General features: G+C 70.6%; 17 protein-coding genes. 6 read left to right on the top strand and 11 right to left on the bottom strand.

The window, feature by feature from the left end:
• Positions 1-24: 24 nt before the first annotated feature.
• From ACZ4TR_RS34060 to ACZ4TR_RS34045, 4 genes are read right to left on the bottom strand one after another with little or no spacing between them, the layout of a single operon-like run.
• Entirely contained in the window at positions 25-1,005 is a 981-nt protein-coding gene (locus ACZ4TR_RS34060) for an ABC transporter permease (RefSeq protein WP_465291837.1), read from the bottom strand.
• On the bottom strand, positions 1,002-1,964 hold the full coding sequence (locus tag ACZ4TR_RS34055) for an ABC transporter permease (RefSeq protein WP_465291835.1): 963 nt from the start codon (positions 1,962-1,964) through the stop codon (positions 1,002-1,004). The genes ACZ4TR_RS34060 and ACZ4TR_RS34055 overlap by 4 nt, the downstream gene beginning before the upstream one ends.
• Positions 1,957-3,513, bottom strand: a complete 1,557-nt coding sequence (locus ACZ4TR_RS34050; protein WP_465291834.1) for a sugar ABC transporter ATP-binding protein — start codon at positions 3,511-3,513, stop codon at positions 1,957-1,959. The genes ACZ4TR_RS34055 and ACZ4TR_RS34050 overlap by 8 nt, the downstream gene beginning before the upstream one ends.
• The gene (locus tag ACZ4TR_RS34045) at positions 3,513-4,589 is read right to left on the bottom strand and encodes an ABC transporter substrate-binding protein (protein WP_465291832.1); all 1,077 of its coding nucleotides are present in this window, start codon (positions 4,587-4,589) and stop codon (positions 3,513-3,515) included. Before ACZ4TR_RS34045 ends, ACZ4TR_RS34050 begins: the two co-directional genes overlap by 1 nt.
• Before the next feature lie 155 nt (positions 4,590-4,744).
• Between ACZ4TR_RS34045 and ACZ4TR_RS34040 the strand changes: the two genes are divergently transcribed.
• Both ACZ4TR_RS34040 and ACZ4TR_RS34035 read left to right on the top strand, forming a co-directional pair.
• Positions 4,745-5,752, top strand: a complete 1,008-nt coding sequence (locus ACZ4TR_RS34040; protein ID WP_465291831.1) for a LacI family DNA-binding transcriptional regulator — start codon at positions 4,745-4,747, stop codon at positions 5,750-5,752.
• 333 nt (positions 5,753-6,085) lie between these two features.
• Entirely contained in the window at positions 6,086-7,240 is a 1,155-nt protein-coding gene (locus ACZ4TR_RS34035; RefSeq protein ID WP_465291829.1) for an AAA family ATPase, read from the top strand.
• A gap of 65 nt (positions 7,241-7,305) precedes the next feature.
• Here ACZ4TR_RS34035 and ACZ4TR_RS34030 read toward each other — a convergent pair whose 3' ends face one another.
• Complete coding sequence (locus ACZ4TR_RS34030) at positions 7,306-7,869, bottom strand: snapalysin family zinc-dependent metalloprotease (RefSeq protein WP_465291827.1); 564 nt, start codon at positions 7,867-7,869, stop codon at positions 7,306-7,308.
• Between the two features lie 175 nt (positions 7,870-8,044).
• Positions 8,045-8,536, bottom strand: coding sequence for a winged helix-turn-helix transcriptional regulator (locus ACZ4TR_RS34025; protein ID WP_465291825.1), 492 nt, complete (start codon positions 8,534-8,536; stop codon positions 8,045-8,047).
• Positions 8,537-8,638: 102 nt separating this feature from the next.
• Here ACZ4TR_RS34025 and ACZ4TR_RS34020 point away from each other — a divergent pair, with 102 nt between their 5' ends.
• From ACZ4TR_RS34020 to ACZ4TR_RS34010, 3 genes are all read left to right on the top strand, one after another.
• Positions 8,639-9,343 carry an SDR family oxidoreductase gene (locus tag ACZ4TR_RS34020; RefSeq protein WP_465291824.1) on the top strand — a complete coding sequence of 235 codons (705 nt, stop codon included), beginning with the start codon at positions 8,639-8,641 and terminating at the stop codon, positions 9,341-9,343.
• 169 nt (positions 9,344-9,512) lie between these two features.
• Positions 9,513-10,076: a TetR/AcrR family transcriptional regulator gene (locus ACZ4TR_RS34015; protein ID WP_364521014.1), complete on the top strand. Its 564-nt coding sequence runs from the start codon at positions 9,513-9,515 to the stop codon at positions 10,074-10,076.
• 99 nt (positions 10,077-10,175) lie between these two features.
• Positions 10,176-11,339: a cytochrome P450 gene (locus ACZ4TR_RS34010; RefSeq protein WP_465292012.1), complete on the top strand. Its 1,164-nt coding sequence runs from the start codon at positions 10,176-10,178 to the stop codon at positions 11,337-11,339.
• On the opposite strand, the gene ACZ4TR_RS34005 is transcribed toward ACZ4TR_RS34010, so the two are convergent.
• From ACZ4TR_RS34005 to ACZ4TR_RS33990, 4 genes are read right to left on the bottom strand one after another with little or no spacing between them, the layout of a single operon-like run.
• Positions 11,222-11,644, bottom strand: coding sequence for a nuclear transport factor 2 family protein (locus ACZ4TR_RS34005; RefSeq protein WP_465291823.1), 423 nt, complete (start codon positions 11,642-11,644; stop codon positions 11,222-11,224). The genes ACZ4TR_RS34010 and ACZ4TR_RS34005 overlap by 118 nt on opposite strands.
• A gap of 55 nt (positions 11,645-11,699) precedes the next feature.
• Positions 11,700-12,590 (bottom strand): phosphotransferase, encoded by an 891-nt coding sequence (locus ACZ4TR_RS34000; protein ID WP_465291822.1) that lies wholly within the window; start codon positions 12,588-12,590, stop codon positions 11,700-11,702.
• A gap of 16 nt (positions 12,591-12,606) precedes the next feature.
• Positions 12,607-13,407 carry a siderophore-interacting protein gene (locus ACZ4TR_RS33995; RefSeq protein ID WP_465291821.1) on the bottom strand — a complete coding sequence of 267 codons (801 nt, stop codon included), beginning with the start codon at positions 13,405-13,407 and terminating at the stop codon, positions 12,607-12,609.
• Positions 13,404-15,677, bottom strand: a complete 2,274-nt coding sequence (locus ACZ4TR_RS33990) for an ATP-binding cassette domain-containing protein (protein ID WP_465291820.1) — start codon at positions 15,675-15,677, stop codon at positions 13,404-13,406. Before ACZ4TR_RS33990 ends, ACZ4TR_RS33995 begins: the two co-directional genes overlap by 4 nt.
• A 76-nt stretch (positions 15,678-15,753) precedes the next feature.
• Between ACZ4TR_RS33990 and ACZ4TR_RS33985 the strand changes: the two genes are divergently transcribed.
• Positions 15,754-16,548 (top strand): TetR/AcrR family transcriptional regulator, encoded by a 795-nt coding sequence (locus tag ACZ4TR_RS33985; protein ID WP_465291819.1) that lies wholly within the window; start codon positions 15,754-15,756, stop codon positions 16,546-16,548.
• Here ACZ4TR_RS33985 and ACZ4TR_RS33980 read toward each other — a convergent pair.
• The gene (locus ACZ4TR_RS33980; RefSeq protein ID WP_465291818.1) at positions 16,526-17,266 is read right to left on the bottom strand and encodes an SAM-dependent methyltransferase; all 741 of its coding nucleotides are present in this window, start codon (positions 17,264-17,266) and stop codon (positions 16,526-16,528) included. The genes ACZ4TR_RS33985 and ACZ4TR_RS33980 overlap by 23 nt on opposite strands.
• Positions 17,267-17,274: the final 8 nt, after the last annotated feature.

Raw genomic sequence — 17,274 nt, 5'->3', positions numbered from 1 at the left:
AGACCTCCTGTGGGGGGACGGGGCTCAGCGGGTTCGGGAACGCGCCAGCAGGCGCTGGATCACCACGACGACGAGCAGGAAGGCCCCGCTCACCACCGTCTGGTAGTTGGAGTCGAGGGTGCCGATCTGGTTGATGACGTTCTGGATCAGCGTGCGCAGCAGCACGCCGACGAGGGTGCCGATGATCGTCCCGGCGCCGCCGGTGAGCAGCGTGCCGCCGATGACGACGACGGAGATCGCGTCGAGCTCGGTGCCGACGCCGATCACCGTGACACCGGACTGCAGGTACGCGGCGGTGAGGACACCGGCGAACCCGGCGAGCGCGCCGCTGAGCGTGTAGAGGCTGATCTTGGTGCGGGCCACCGGAAGCCCCATGAGCAGCGCGGACTGCTCGGCGCCGCCGATGGCGAACACCGACTGGCCGAACCGGGTACGGCGCAGCAGGAGCCCGCCGAGCGCGAACAGGACCAGCGTCAGGTACACCGGCACGCCGACGCCGAAGATCGTGCCCTGGCCCAGCCAGAGGAACGCCGAGCCCGGGTCCACTTTGTACGTCGTCGCGCCTTCGGACGTCAGGGCCAGCAACAGACCCCGGGCGAACAGCAGGGAAGCGAGCGTGACGATGAACGGCGCCATCCCGGTGCGCGCGATGAGCACGCCGTTGACGAACCCGATCAGCGAGCACACCGCCAGCGGCAACAGGATCGCGACGACGAGTCCGTACTGCGCGCCGTACGCGGCGAGGACGCCGCCGAGCGCGTAGTTCGAGCCGACCGACAGGTCGATGCCGCCGGAGATGATCACGAACGTCATGCCCAGCGCGATCACCGCGAGGAACGAGCCCTGCAGCACGAGGCTGCGCAGGTTGTCCGCGGTGCCGAAGTGCGGGAAGGCGAACCAGGCGGCGGCGATGCCGAGCACGAGCACGACGGCCGCGCCCTGGCGCTGCAGGACGCCGGCGAACGCGGCGCCCGACGCGCTCGTCTGGCTGGTGGTGGCGGTCATCGGCTGCTCCGCTCGCGCGCGACGTAGACCGCGACGACGATGATGGCCGCCTGGACCATCTGCGCGGTGGAGTCCGGCAGGTTGTGCTTGATCAGGGTGGCTTGGACGAGCTGCATGAGCAGCGCGCCGAACACGGTGCCGAGCACGCGGACCCGGCCGCCGGTCAGCGGCGTGCCGCCGACGACCACCGCGGTGATCGCCGACAGCTCCATGAGCAGGCCGACGTCGCTCGGGTCGCTGGCGCCCAGCCGGGACGTCGCCAGCACGCCGGCCACCGCGGCCAGCGCCCCGGAGATGACGTAGACGCTGATGAGCACGCGCTTCACCGGCAGGCCGGCCAGGGTGCTGGCGGGGCGGTTGCCGCCGACCGCGACCAGGTGCCGCCCGAACGTCGTGCGCTGCACGACCAGCCCGGCCAGCACCGCGAGCACGCCCGCGACGATCACCATGACCGGGACGCCCAGGAAGTCGCCGGTGCCCAGTTCCAGGAACTCCGGGTTGCGCACCTGGACGAGCTGGCCGTGGGCGATGACCAGGGCGAGCCCACGGCCGCCCACCAGCAACGCCAGCGTCGCGATGATCGGCTGGATTCCCAGGTAGGCCACCAGGTAGCCGCTGAACAGGCCGGAGATCACGCCCGCGATGATGGCGACGATGATCGCCATCAGCGGCCCCGCGCCCAGGTAGAGCGGGATGAGCGCGGCGGAGATCGCCATCACCGAGCCGACCGACAGGTCGATGCCCTCGGTGCCGATCACCAGCGCCATGCCGAGCGCGACGATGCAGACCGGCGCCGCCTGCACGAGCTGGGTGCGGAAGTTGGCCGCGGACAGGAAGTTCTCGGTGAACGCGATGTTGAACAGCAGCAGCACGACGACGGCCAGGTAGACGCCGTAGTTCTGCAGCCACGCCGTGACTTTCGCGCGGTCCGGGGCTTTCGTCAGGGTGGCGCTAGACATCGTTGTCAGCCTCGGCTGCGATCGCGGTCAAGACGTTCTCCTCGGTGATGCGGTCGCCGGTCAGCTCGCCGACGACCGAGCCGTCGCGCAGCACGACCACGCGGTCGGAGCCGTCGATCAGCTCTTCCAGCTCGGACGAGATGAGCAGCACGCCGAGCCCTTCCTGCGCGAGCTCGTCGATCAGCGCCTGGACCTCGGCCTTGGCGCCGACGTCGATGCCGCGCGTGGGTTCGTCGAGCAGCAGGATCTTCGGGCCGGTGGCGAGCCAGCGGGCGAGCAGCACCTTCTGCTGGTTGCCGCCGGACAGCTCGGACACCTTCTGCTCCGGGCCGGCCGCCTTGATCCGCAGGCGCTCCATGAAGATCTTGACGACCTTGTCCTGCTTGGCCTTGCTGACCAGGCCGAACGGCGAGAGCGTCGGCAGCGCGGCCAGCACGATGTTCTCGCGGACCGACAGGTTCGGGATGATCCCGTCGGTCTTGCGGTCCTCGGCCAGCAGCGCGATCCCCGCCCGCATGGCGGCGGCGATCTTGCCCTTCTTGAGCGGTTTTCCGGCCAGCAGCACGGATCCGCCGTCGAGGGGGAAGGCCCCGACGATGGCCCGCGCGGTCTCGCTGCGGCCGGAGCCGAGCAGGCCGGCGAGGCCGACGACCTCGCCGGGCCGGATGCTCACCGAGACGTCGTGCAGCTTCCGCATGCCGGACAGGTTTTCCGCCTTGAGCAGCGGTTCGCGCTCGACGTCGTGTTCCTCGCCGAACGCCGTGACGCCCTCTTCGCGGATCTGCTTGATCTCCCGGCCGAGCATCTTGGACACGAGCTCGATGCGCGGCAGGGTGGCCAGCGGTCCACTGTGGACGACCCGGCCGTCGCGCAGCACGGTGACGCTGTCGCAGACCCGGTACAGCTCGTCCATCCGGTGGCTGACGTAGACGATCGCGATGCCTTCGGCGTGCAGCCGGTTGAGCACCTCGAAGAGCGTCTCGACCTCGCGCGGCTCGAGCGACGACGTCGGCTCGTCCATGATAACGACCTTGGCGTCGGTCGAGACCGCGCGGGCGAGGGCGACCATCTGCTGCGCGCCGACGCCCAGCGTGTGCAGCGGGCGCTTGACGTCGTCGTCGATGCCGTAGCCCTTGAGGAGCTCGCGGGCGTCGGCGTACATCTTGGACCAGTCGACGAGCCCCGCCTTGGTGCGCGGCTCGCGGCCGAGGAAGACGTTGCCGGCGATGCTCATCAGCGGGACGAGGTTGACCTCCTGGTAGATCGTGGAGATCCCGGCCCGCTGCGCGTCGATCGGCCGCTTGAACGTCACCGGCTCGCCGAGGTGGCGCACCTCGCCCTCGTCGGGCTGGTAGACGCCGGTGAGCACCTTGATCAGCGTGGACTTGCCCGCGCCGTTCTCACCGACCAGCGCGTGCACCTCGCCTGGTCGCAGCGCGAAGCTGACGTCGTCGAGCGCGAGGGTGCCGGGGAACCGCTTGGTCACCCCGGCCACCTCGAGCACCGGTGCGGTCGTCATGGCGACGTCCTCCTCGGTGGCTGCCGTCATCAGTACGCGTTCCCGACCTTCTGCGCGGCGTTGGTCTCGTCGTACTGGTCGTCGGTGATCACGACACTCGCCGGGATGGCCTCGCCGTTCTCGAACTTCTGCAGCGTCTGGAAGGCCAGCGGGCCGAAGCGCGGGTTGGACTCGATCACGGCGTTGTAGCTGCCGTCGGCGATGAGCTGCACGGCGTTGCGGGTGCCGTCGATCGAGACGACCTTGACGTCCTTGCCCGGCGCCTTGCCGGCGGTCTTCAGCGCGTTGACCGCGCCGACGCCCATCTCGTCGTTCTCGGCGTAGACCGCGGTGATGTCCGGGTGGCTCTGGATGAGCTGCTCCATCACGGACTGGCCCTTGGACCGGTCGAACTCACCGGTCTGCTCGGCGACCACGGACAGCCCTGGCGTCTTCGCGAGCTCGTCCTTGAAGCCCTGGGTGCGGTCGGTGGTCACGTTGTTGCCGGACGAGCCGAGCAGGATCGCGACCTTGCCGGTGCCGCCCGTCGCCTTCGCCATGGCCTGCGCCGCGCGCTTGCCCTGCTCGACGAAGTTCGAGCCGATGAAGGTCAGGTAGTCGGTGCACGGCTGCGACGTCACCTTGCGGTCGATGGTGACGACCGGGACTTTCTTGGCCTTCGCCGCGTCGAGGGCGGGCTGGAGGCCGTCGGAGTTCAGCGGCGCGACGACGAGCAGCTGGGCGCCGCGGTCGAGCATCGACTTGATGTCGCTGATCTGCTTGTTGAGGTCGCTCTGGGCGTTGGTGACGAGCAGCTTGTCGCTCGCGATGCCGAGCTTGGCGGCTTCGTCGCGAATGGACTGCGTCTCGGCGATCCGGAAGGGGTTGGCTTCCTTTTCGGACTGTGAGAAACCGACTACCGCGGTCTTCAGGTCGACCTTGGCGTAGCCGGTCTTTTCGAGCGTGCAGCCGTCGGCGGACGGCGCGACGGACTGCGCGGACGCGGCCGGCCCGCCGCCGCTGGAGGGGGCGGCCGGGGTCTCTTCGCGGCTGGTGCAGGAGGTGAGGGTGAGCGCGGCGGCGGCCGCGGCGACCAGGACCAGGCGGGGACGGGTGGACAGAGGCACGGTGACTCCTCGGGCAGCGACGGTGGTGGCCCGCTCACCGGGGTGATCGGAGTCACCGCGGGAGCCTTGAGGTACTTTTTACATCGTTGGAACAACGTTGTAAACCGGCAAATTCTCGCTATGCTGCGTGCTCACCACCTGAGAAGGAGCCGCCCGTGACCGTGACGCTCAAGGACGTCGCCACGCTCGCCGGAGTGTCGGTGAAGACGGTGTCGAACGTGGTGAACGGCTACGCCTTCGTCAAGCCGGAGAACCGCCGGCGGGTCGAGGAAGCCCTCGCCGTGACCGGGTACCGGCCCAACGTGGGCGCGCGCAACCTGCGTCGCGGCCGCACGGGGTTCCTGGCGCTGATGGTGCCGGAGCTGTCGATCCCGTACTTCGGCGAGCTGGCGGGCCTGGTCATCACGGCGGCGCAGAAGCGCGGCTGGAGCGTCCTGATCGAGCAGACGCAGGGGACGCGCTCACGGGAGCGCGAGACGCTGTCGTCGCTGGGACCGCACCTGGTCGACGGCGCGCTGGTGCACCCGGAAGCCCTGGAGGCGGCGGATTTCCCCTCACCGGGGGAGATCCCGCTGGTGATGCTGGGCGAGCACGCGGTCGACGTGCCGATCGACCACGTGGCGATCGACAACGTCCTGGCGGCGCAGACGGCGGTGTCCCATTTGGCATCTTTGGGGCGCACGCGGATCGCGGCGATCGGGCGCAATCCGGCGCGTGGGACGTCTTCGCAGCGGTTGGCGGGGTACCGCACGGCGTTGTCCGCGGCCGGTCTGTCCTATTCGGACGCTTTGGTGGCCCCGGCGGAGAAGTGGCACCGGTCGGTGGGGGCGGCGGCGATGCGGTCGTTGCTGGCTCTTCCGTCGCCGCCGGACGCGGTGTTCTGCTTCAACGACCTGCTGGCGATCGGCGCGCTCCGGGCGGTGGCGGAGCTGGGGCTCCGGGTGCCGGAGGACGTGGCGATCGTGGGGTTCGACAACAACGAAGAGAGCGCGTTTTCGCTCCCGGCGCTGACGACGATCGCCCCGGACAAGACGGCCTTGGCCGAGGCGGCGATCGACCTCGTGCACCGGCGCATCACGGGGGACAAGGCCTCGCCGGCGCAGGACATCCAGACACCGTTCGCGCTGGAGATCCGGGAGAGCACCCGCGGCGCGGGCGCCTGATCAACAGGGTGCGACGGCACCGGCACCATCTGCTCCGGACCTGGGGAGCGGCCGGTCCCGGCCCGTTCACCGAAGCCAACCCCGCCCGGCAAGACTCCCGGCCGTGCCGATGCAGTGAATGACCCATTCACCTCGTCCGACGACATGAATGACTCATTCCTGTCATCACGACCCGCCGCCCAGAACACCCGCAACCGTCAACGAACCTCAGGCGCGCGACACTGGATGGACGTCTCGCGTACCCAGAGGGTCGGTGCGGCGGGCGAGCCCGCGCCCCTTCGGAGTGTCCGGGACGGATCCGAAACTGTCGGGGGTGGCGGTTAGGTTCGGGGCATGCTGACCACGCTGGCCGTTGAGAACTACCGCTCGCTGCGTGACCTGGTGCTGCCGCTGTCCGGGCTGACCGTCGTCACGGGACCGAACGGCAGCGGCAAGTCGAGCCTGTACCGCGCGCTGCGGCTGCTTGCCGATGCCTCACGCAACGGCGCCGTGGCGGCGCTCGCCCGTGAAGGCGGGCTGCCGTCGACGCTGTGGGCGGGTCCGCAAAACGGGGCGCGTCCGGGCAAGCCGGTTCAGGGCACGGTGCGCACCAAGCCGGTCGGGCTGCGGCTGGGGTTCGCGGGCGACGAGTTCGGCTACGCGCTCGACCTGGGCTTGCCGGTACCCGGCGAGACGATGTTCAACCTCGACCCGGAGTTCAAGCGGGAGGCGGTGTGGGCGGGGCCGGTCCTGCGGCCGGCCGCTCTGCTGGCCGACCGCGCGGGCCCGGTGGTGCGCACCCGGGTCGAGTCCGGCGGCTGGGGTGACGAGCGGTTCGAGATCCGGCTGTCCGACAGCATGCTGAGCGAGTTCGCGGACCCGCGGGCGTGCCCGGAGCTGCTCGTGGTCCGCGAGCGCATCCGCTCGTGGCGGTTCTACGACCACTTCCGCACGGACGCGTCGGCCCCGGCCCGCCGATCCGTCGTGGGGACCCGCACGTTCGTCCTTTCCCACGACGGCGCGGATCTGGCGGCGGCATTGCAGACCATCATGGAAGTGGGCCGCGCCGCGGACCTGGAGTCGGTGGTCGACGCGGCGTTCCCGGGGTCCCGGGTTTCGATCGTCTCCCAGGACGACGGCCTGCTGTCGGTCCGCTTCCACCAGCACGGGCTGCTGCGTCCGTTGTCGGCGGCGGAGCTGTCGGACGGGACGCTGCGGTTCCTGCTGTGGGTGGCGGCGTTGCTGACCCCGCGGCCGCCGGAGCTGCTGGTGCTGAACGAGCCGGAGACGAGCCTGCACCCGGACCTGCTCCCGGCCCTGGCCGCCTTGGTCGCGACGGCGGCGAAGGAGACCCAGCTGGTGGTGGTTTCCCACGCTTCGCCATTGACCCGGGCGCTCGCCGAGGTCGCCGAGGTCGGGACTTTGGAGCTGGAGAAGGAAGGCGGGGAGACGAAGCTGGTGGGCCAGGGCCGCCTGGACCGGCCGTCCTGGTACTGGCCCGGCCGCTAGCCGGACGTGCGAAGGCCGCACCGGGAACTCCCGGTGCGGCCTCCCCCGACGACGTCACACGCGGATCACTTGACCGGCATCGTCACTTCGTAGATGCGGGTCTGCTGGGCGGCCGCCGCGCGGAAACCGTTGGCCCACAGCGATTCCACCCGCGAAGCTTCTTCCGGGTTCGGGTTCGCGTTGGTGCACGACGGGCCGGGGCCGCCACCCGACATCAGCTCCGAGCACGGACCCTCGTAGTGGTCCGGCAGGCCCAGCGCGTGGCCCGTCTCGTGGGCCGTGATGCGGGTCTGGTCGTACTGCTCCGCCTGCGTGTAGTCGATGAAGATCGTGCCGCTGCCGTGGCCGTCCGTCTGCGCGTACGAGCCCCGCGGGTCGTTGCCTTCCGTGTAGTGCAGCGTCGCGCCGGAGGAGCTTTCCTGGAGCTTGACGTTCGACACCGCCGCGTTCCAGTTGGCGGCGCCCGCGTTGATCCGGTCGCGGAAGGTGGGGGCGTCCGAGGTGTCGTAGTAGACGATCGTGGCCGCTTCGGCCCGCGCCGGGGCCGCGAAGGCCGGGGCCGCGGTGAGCGGGGTGGCGATCATCGCCAGCGCGACGGCGGCGCCGGGCAGCAGGTACTTCCTGGACATCGGGACGACTCCTTGCCGTGGGGAATTTGCCGGGTTTGCGCGCGCTGGGTGTCGAACTTACGGAATCGCCCGGCTCTTGTGACCCGACTTTCGTACTGCGTGGCGAACGGTGATTTACCAACCGCGGCGGAGTCTTGACATGCGTGAGGACGCATACGAGGATGCGCCGTCCGGCTCAGCCGACGGGGTCCGCCAGGGGGATCGTGCCCTCGCGCAGACGCGAGGCACGCCACGCCAGATCGTCCCTGACCAGCGGCTTTCCGCAGTTGTCGCAGGTCGCGCCCGGGCGGGTGAGCTCGCCGCAGCCGACGTGCACGAGCTGCATCGGGCCGGCCGCTTCGTCGGACGACGTGTACGCGTCACCCCACGCCCCGAGTGCGTGCAGCACCGGCAACGCGTCCGAGCCGGCCTTCGTCAGCCGGTACTCGTGGCGGGTCCGGCCGCCGTCGCGGTAGGGGAGCTTGGTCAGCAGGCCGCGGTCGACGAGCTTGGCCAGCCGGGTCGTCAGCACGTTGTCGGCGATGCCGAGCTGGCTGCGGAAGTCCTCGAACCGGGTGGTGCCCGCGGTGGCGTTGCGCAGGATCAGCAGCGTCCACGGCTCGGCGAGGACGTCGGCGGCCCGTGCGATCGGGCAGGCCGTGCCTTCCCAGGTGGTGCGGCGGCTCATGAGTGTGATCCCTCCTACCTGACTTGCTTGGAGCAAGTCTACGCCGTACAGTCGGCCGTAGCTAGCTTGCAAATAGCAAGTCAGGTGCGAGAGGAGCTCGTCATGGAGATCACGGGTGCGGTGGCGCTGGTCACCGGAGCCAACCGGGGACTCGGCCGGCGGTTCGCCGCCGAGCTGCTCGAGCGCGGCGCGGCGAAGGTCTACGCCGCCGCGCGCAACCCCGAGTCGGTCGACCTGCCGGGGGTGGTGCCGCTGAAGCTCGACGTCACGGACCCCGAGTCGATCCGGGAAGCCGCGAAGATCGCCGGAGATGTCACGCTGCTGGTCAACAACGCCGGTTCGTCCACCGGGTCGACGTTGCTCGGCGGCTCGCTCGAGAACATCAAGCTGGAGATGGACACGCACTACTTCGGCACCCTCGGCGTGACGCGCGCGTTCGCGCCGATCCTCGAGCGCAACGGCGGCGGCGCGGTGCTGAACGTGCTGTCGGTGCTGTCCTGGTTCACCTCGCCCCAGGTCGCGGCCTACTCCGCCGCCAAGTCGGCGGCCTGGTCGATGACCAACGCGCTGCGCCTGGAGCTCGCGGCGCAGAAGACCCAGGTGACCGCGCTGCACGTCGGCTACATGGACACCGACATGGCCAAGCACGTCGACGGCCCGAAGGTCGACCCGGCGGTCGTGGCCGGGCTCGCTCTCGACGGCGTCGAAGAAGGCCGCTTCGAGGTTCTCGCCGACGACCTCAGCAAGAACGTGCGGGCCGGGCTGTCGGGCGACCTCGCGGGGCTGTACCCGGCACTGGCCGGCTGACGAAACCGATTCCGCGCTTTGTCACATTCGGATGATTTTCGCCGTTCCGGGGTTCTCCGGGACCCCGGAATGCGGAGGGTCCGGCGCCGGGCGTATGAATGGGCGGGTGGCGGAGAAAGTCGAAGCCGGAATCGGCCGGACGAGGAACCGCTGGGGCGAAGGCGAACGGCTGCGCGGGGAAATCCTGGCGGCCGCCGGCCGGTTGCTGGCCGAGCTCGGCGGCGAGGACGGGCTGACGATCCGCGGGGTGGCGCGCGCGGTCGGCATCGCCCCGGCCAGCATCTACCAGCATTTTTCCGACCGCGCGGAATTGGTGCGCGGCTTGCTGGAGCACGAATACGCGCGACTGGCGGAATCGATGCGCGCGGCGGAAGAGACGCTCGGCGAAACCGACGTCGTCGGCCGGGTGCGGGCGCAGATTCACGCGTACTGCGCGTTCGCCATGGAGAACCCCGGGCATTACCGGCTGATGCTCGCGAACGGCGCGTCCCGCGCCGAGCCCGGCGGCCGGGCGGAAGGTCCGCTGCTGGACCTGATCGACCGCCTGGCGGCCGGCTTCGAGCGCTGCGTCGAGGCCGGCCACGCGCTGCGCGTCACGCCGGGCCGGGCGGCGGCGGTGGTGTTCGTCGGGGCGCACGGGCGGGTCGCGTTGTTCCACAGCGTGCTCAACCGGACGGGGGCGGAGATGGTGGAGCCGTTCGTGGACGAGCTCGTGTCGTTGGTGTTCGCTTGATCGGCCGTGTGGCGAAGTTCCGGGAGGATGCTTAGCATAGCTATGTAAATCTCCGGCAGCTTCGGGAGGTATCCGGTGGACGGCGTGCCCGCGTTTCCGATGACCCGGCAGTGCCCTTTCGACCCGCCCGCCGAGCTCGGCGAGCTGCCGCCGGTCTCGCGCGTGCGGCTGTGGAACGGCAGCACGCCGTGGCTGGTCACCCGCTACGACGACGTCCGCGCGGTCCTGCGCGACTCGCGGATCAGCGCCGACTCCGACCGGCCCGGCTACCCGCACCAGAGCGCCGCCTCGGCGGCCCGGCGCAAACGCGCGAAGTCGTTCATCACCATGGACGGCGCCGAGCACGCGGCCCAGCGGCGCCTGCTCACCGGCGACTTCCTCGTCAAGAAGATGGAGGCGCTGCGCCCGGCGATCCAGCGCATCGTGGACGACCTCGTCGACGAGCTGCTGGCCGGCCCGAAACCGGTCGACCTGGTGACGGCGTTCGCGCTGCCGGTGCCCTCGCTCGTGATCTGCGAGCTGCTCGGCGTGCCGTACGAGGACCGGGAGCTGTTCCAGGACATCACGAAGGTGATGGTGTCGAGGACGGCGACCCCTTCGGAGGCGGTCGAGGCCACCGAAGAACTGCTCGCGTACCTCGGCGGGCTGGTGGAGAAGAAGGTGTCGGCCCCGGGCGACGACGTCCTGAGCAAGCTGGCGGTTTCCCAGTACGCCACCGGGAAGATGACCGCCGAGGACGTCGCGTCGATGGGCCAGCTGCTGCTCGTGGCGGGCCACGAGACGACGGCGAACATGATCGCCCTCGGCACGGTCGCGCTGCTGGAGAACCCTGCGCAGCTCGAGCTCGTGCGCTCCGGCGACGCGGACCTGCTCCGCCGCGCCGTCGAAGAGTTGTTGCGGTACCTGAACATCACGCACACCGGACGCCGCCGGGTGGCGACCGAGGACATCGAGATCGGCGGCGAGGTGATCCGCGCGGGCGAGGGCGTCATCGCGGCGGGCGACGCCGCCAACCGCGACGGCGCGGTGTTCGCGGAGCCGGACCGCCTGGACGTGACGCGCGAGGCCCGCCACCACGTCGCGTTCGGGTACGGCGTGCACCAGTGCCTCGGGCAGACGCTGGCGCGGGTGGAGCTGCAGGTGGTCTACGGGACGCTGTACCGGCGCATCCCGGGACTGCGGCTCGCGGTGCCGGTGGAGGAGCTGGCCTTCAAGGACGACATGCTGGTGTACGGGGTGCACTGCCTGCCGGTCACGTGGTGACTTTCTCGCCGAAGACCATCCGGTGGGCGCGCGCGGTGTCCATGTACTCGCGGACGCTCGCCGTCGGCGTGGAAACCGTGGAAGGTGACGGAAACGTCGCTGACGAAGAAGCGCGGGAAGTCCACGGCGAGAAACTGCACGATCGCATCGCGCCCGACCAGGTGCGACGGTCCGCCGAGCGCGACGGCGGTGGCGTTCCCGGCCGGGGCCGGCCATTCGGCGTCTTCGGTGAAGACGGCGGCGATCCGGCCGGCGTCGTGGGTGGCGAACTCCCGCCAGGCGTGCTGGACGATGTCACGGCTCATGCCCGAGAACCCTGGGCGGAACAAGGGGTTCCGGGCCGGCAGGTTCGCGACGTCGTCACACCGCCCGGCGCAGGGCGTCGAGGTCCTCGGTCAGCCGGGCCCGGAGGAACCGGGCCCGGTCCGCGTCGTCGTCCTGCCGCGGGGTCATCTCGACCAGCATGATCAGGTCGAGGTAGACCCGGTACAGCCCGAGCCGCGCCCACGCCGGCATGCCGAACTCCGCCGGGCCGCCTGCCGCGCGGTAGCCGTCCAGCAGTTCGCGGTCCGGTTCGCGGAACAGCGTCAGCGAGACGAACTCCGCCACCGGGTCGCCCCAGAACGCCCGCTCGGCGTCGATGATGCCGGACACGCGGTCGCCGTCGAGGAGGATGTTGCCGCGCCACAGGTCGAAGTGCACCAGGACCGGCGTCGTGACCAGCTCGAGGAGCGGCTCGTGCCGGCGCACCAAGTGCGCGATCTCCGCGGCCGGCCGCGGCAGCTGCACCCGGTACGCGACGGCGTCCGCGAGAACCGCGTCCGCCATGGCCGTGAACGCCGCCGGCCACGTCGGGTGCGGCGGGTCCTGCGGGTAGCCGAACCCGTCGCCGGTCGTCTTGTGCAGCGCGGCGACGATCCCGCCCAGCTCGGTCCGCAGCCGCGGATCGGCGTCGGGCACCTGGGACCACGGCACGCCCGGGAGTTCCGTCATCAGCAGGAATCCCGGCCCCGCGGCGACGACGGACGGCAGCGGACCCGGGACCCGGCGGTAGTACTCCGCTTCCGTGGCCAGGAGGTCGTGCTCGTAGGACAACCCCGGCGCGGACGGCGCGATCTTGAGCACCAGCCGCCGCCCGTCGGCGAGACTCAGCCGGATCGCCGTGTTGTAGGTGCCGCCACCGATGTCCTCGCTCGCCATCACCGAAGCCGGGTCGATGCCCGCCGCCGCCAGAGCCTCTTCCGTGCGCACGGAAGAGAGTCTGCCACTAGCCGCCGAGCTTCTCGCTGGCGTCGGCGAGGTCCTCGGCCGTCGGCGCGTCGTCCTGGGTGAGCGCGCGCCGCCAGTAGCCGGTGAACTCGATCGCGCTCTTGTCGAGCCCACGCTCGCCGACGAGGTGACGCCGCAGCGACCGCACCATCCCCGCTTCGCCCGCGAGCCACGCGGCCACCGAGCCCGATCCGAGCGAAACCCCGCGCACGGCTTCGCGCAGCCGGCTGCCGTGCGCGGCGCCGTTCCGGTGCAGCCAGTGGACTTCGACGGGCAACGGCTGTTCCTCCGCCGCGTCCGGGACCTCCACGAACACCATCGCACTGTCCATTTCGGACAACAGGGTGGCGATGGCGGGCAGCGCGGTCTCGTCCCCGGCCAGCAGCACCGTGTCCGCCTTGGGTACCGGACGGCGGTAGGCGGCGTCCGGGCCGTAGCGGCCGAGGACGTCACCGATCGCCGCGGTCCGGGCCCACGCCGTCGCCGGGCCGTCGGTGCCTCCGGAGTGCAGCACGAAGTCGACGTCGATCGTCCCGCCGTCCCGGCCGCGCACCGTGTAGCTGCGCATCACCGGCCGCTCGTCCTCGGGGATCGCCAGGTACGCCTGGTACCAGCGCATGACGTCGTCGTCGCCCGACGGCAGCCGCACCGGGCGGCCCGGTGGCGGGAACAGGAGCTTCAGCTGCTGGTCGGGCCACGGCTCCAGGTCGGCCAGCCCGGAGCCGGCGAACGTGACGCGCACGGTGCGCGGGGTCGGCCGCCGCACCGCCGTCACTTCGAGCAGCCCGGTGGGGTTCACGGCTTCCCCAGGTATTCGCGCAGGTGGCGGGCGGTGAGCGTGGAGGCGTGCTCGACGAGCGCGGCCGGGGTCCCTTCGAACACCACGCGGCCGCCGTCGTGCCCGGCGCCGGGGCCGAGGTCGATCAGCCAGTCGGCGTGCGCCATCACGGCTTGGTGGTGCTCGATGACGATCACCGTGTTGCCCGCGTCGACGATCCGGTCGAGCAGGGCCAGGAGCTGGTCGACGTCGGCGAGGTGCAGGCCGGTCGTCGGCTCGTCGAGGATGTAGGTCGAGCCCTTCTCGGCCATCCGGATCGCCAGCTTGAGGCGCTGCCGCTCGCCGCCGGAGAGCGTGGTGAGCGGCTGGCCGAGCGTCAGGTAGCCGAGGCCGACGTCGCCGAGCCGGTCGAGCACCCGCCGCGCGGTACCGGAGGAGAAGAACTCACGCGCCTCGGCGACGGACATCGCCAGCACCTCGCTGATGTTCTTGCCGTGCAGTTCGAACGTCAGCACCTTCGGCGTGAACCGCTTGCCCTCGCACTCTTCGCAGACCGACGCGACGCCGGCCATCATCGCCAGGTCGGTGTAGATCACCCCGAGGCCCTTGCAGTGCGGGCAGGCGCCCTCGGAGTTGGCGCTGAACAGGCTCGCCTTGACGCCGTTGGCCTTGGCGAACGCCGTGCGGATCGGGTCGAGCAGGCCGGTGTAGGTCGCCGGGTTGGACCGCCGCGACCCGCGGATCGCCGACTGGTCGACCACGACGACGTCGTCGCGGTGGGCCAGGGAGCCGTGGATCAGCGACGACTTCCCCGACCCGGCCACGCCGGTGACGACGGTCAGGACGCCGAGCGGGACGTCGACGCTGACGTCCCGCAGGTTGTGCAGCTTGGCGCCGGTGATGCGCAACTGGCCCGACGGCTCGCGGACCTGCTCGCGGAGTGTGACCCGGTGGTCGAAGTGGCGGCCGGTGAGCGTGCCGGACGCGCGCAGGCCGTCGACGCTCCCGGTGTAGCAGAGCCGGCCGCCGTCGGTGCCCGCGCCGGGGCCGAGGTCGACGACGTGGTCGGCGATCCGGATGGTCTCCGGCTTGTGCTCGACGACCAGGATCGTGTTCCCCTTGTCCCGCAGGCAGAGCAGCAGGTTGTTCATCCGCTCGATGTCGTGCGGGTGCAGGCCGACGGTCGGCTCGTCGAAGACGTAGGTGACGTCGGTGAGGCTGGATCCCAGGTGCCGCACCATCTTCACGCGCTGCGCCTCGCCGCCCGAGAGCGTCGCGGACTCGCGGTCGAGGGAGAGGTAGCCGAGGCCGATCTCGACCAGCGAGTCGAGGGTGTCGCGCAGGTTGCCCAGCAGCGGCCGGATCGACGGCGCGTCGAGGGTGCGGACGAACTCGGCGAGGTCGCTGATCTGCAGGGCGGCACAGTCGGCGATGTTCTTGCCGTCGATCTTCGCCGACAGCGCGGCCTGGTTCAGCCGGGCGCCACCGCACGCGTCGCAGGTCTTGAAGGTGGCGGCCTTCTCGATGAACGCGCGCAGGCGCGGTTGCAGCGACTCGGTGTCCTTCTGCAGGTAGAGCCGCCGGACCTTCACCGCGAGGCCCTCGTAGGTGATGTTGGTCTTGCCGACCTTCACCTTGCACGGGCCCTTGTGCAGCAGGTCGTCGAGCTGTTCGGGCGTGAAGTCGCGGATCGGGACGTCCGGGTCGAAGAAGCCGCACGAGAGGTAGGTCTGCACGTACCAGTTGTCCGGCGTGAAGCCGGGGACCTGGATCGCGCCGTCGTGCAGTGAACGGTCGAAGTCGAGCAGGGCGTGGACGTCGAGGTCGGACACCCGGCCGAGGCCCTCGCACGCCGGGCACATGCCTTCGGGCAGGTTGAAGCTGAACGCGCCGGACGTGCCGACGTGCGGTTCGCCGAGCCGTGAGAAGGCGATCCGCAGCATCGCGTAGGCGTCGGTCGCGGTGCCGACCGTGGAGCGCGAGTTGGCGCCCATCCGCTCCTGGTCGACGACGATGGCGGCGCTGAGGTTCTCCAGCAGGTCGACGTCCGGGCGCGACAGGCTCGGCATGAACGACTGGAGGAAGGCGCTGTAGGTCTCGTTGATCAGCCGCTGGGACTCGGCCGCGATGGTGCCGAAGACCAGGGACGACTTGCCGGAGCCGGACACGCCCGTGAACACCGTGAGCCGGCGCTTCGGGATGTCCAGGTCGATGCCGGTCAGGTTGTTCTCCCGGGCCCCCCGGACCTCGATCACGTCGTGGGTGTCGGCGGCCCGCCTGGGTGAGGTCATACCGTCCTTCTCGATAGTTTAGGCTGTAAAGTGATTCTCGATCGTACAATACTTTAGGGTGTAAGGAGTCGGCAAGGTGGTCGTCTTCGCGGGTCAGGGCGACGCCCGGCGGTCCATGGAACTGCTGTGGGGGCCGCGCGTGGTCGCGCCACGCACGGGCCCGGGGCCGAAGCCGGGCCTGTCCGTCGAGGCGATCGTCGCGGCGGCGATCGACATCGCCGACGCCGAAGGCATGGCGTCGCTGTCGATGCGCGCGGTCGGGGAACGCCTCGGCCGCACGGCGATGGCGCTCTACACGTACGTGCCGGGCAAGACCGAGCTGGTCGACCTCATGTACGACCGCACGCTGGGGGAGCTGCCGTCGTCGTACCCGGTGACCGACGGATGGCGTGCGGCGGCTTTCTCGCTGGCCGATGAGCTGTGGAACCTGCACCTGCGGCACCCGTGGCTCCTGCAGGTCTCGCCGGCCCGCCCGGTGCTCGGGCCGGGGGAGTTCCACGTGCAGGAGACGCTGCTTTCCGTCCTGGCCTCGACCGGGCTCCCCCTGGCCCGCGTCCGGTGGGTGGTGTCGGCACTGTTCAACATCGTCCGCGGCTCGGTCCAGGCGGCGGCGGAGTCCCGCCAGGCGGCGCGCGAGACCGGACTGTCCGAAGAGGACTGGTGGGGGGCGCGGTCGGCGTTGCTCGGGGAACTGGTGCCGGACCTGACGGCGCGTTTCCCGACGGTGTCCCGGCTCGGCGCGTCGGTGGAGGCCGCTTCCGGCGACGAGCCTTACTTGGAGCGCGAGGCGCGGCTGTCGTTCGAAGCGGGGCTGGAGCTGCTGCTGGACGGCGTCGAGGCGGCGATCGTCAAGGCTTCCGGGCCTCGATGAGGAACCGGGTCGTGTGGGCGATGAAGGGGCCGTCGCGCTCGATCTTCTCGTGCAGCTCCCGGAGCTTGCCCCGGTACTGCTCGACCGTGAAGCCCGGGACCATCCAGATCACCTTGCGCAGGAAGTAGACCACCGCGCCGATGTCGGAGAACTCGGTGCGCAGGGACTCCGACCGCAGGTCCGTCACCTCGAGGCCCGCTTCCGAAGCCGCCTTCACGGCGTGGTCCGGATGGCGGCTGTTCCTGGTTTCCGCCGGCTGCGGGCCGAGGAAGAACTCGACCAGCTCGAACACGCTCGCCGGCCCGACCTGCTGGGAGAAGTACGCCCCGCCCGGCCGCAGCGCCCGGGCGATCCCGGCCCAGTCCGTCGTCACGGGGTGGCGGCTGGAGACGAGGTCGAACACGTCGTCGCCGAAGGGGATTCCCTCGGTGGCCACGACGACGACCCCGCGCGGACGCAACCGCGCCGACGCCCGGGCGACGTTCGGCGGCCACGATTCGGTCGCCGCCATCAGCGTTGGCAAGGACGGGCAGCCGTCGAGGACTTCACCGCCACCGGTCTCCAGATCGAGCGCGGCGTGAACGCCCGCGAGCCGTTCGCCCAGCAGCCGCTGGTAACCCCAGGACGGCCGCTGTTCGGTGGCGCGGCCGTCGAGCCAGGAGAAGTCCCAGCCGTCGACGGACACCGCGGCGGCTTCGGCGACCAGTTCGTCGAACATGCCCCGAT

This window comes from Amycolatopsis sp. NPDC028719, assembly GCF_055565395.1.
The sequence above is the reverse complement of the archived record's forward strand: the minus strand, read 5'-3'. Positions and strand labels throughout refer to the sequence as shown.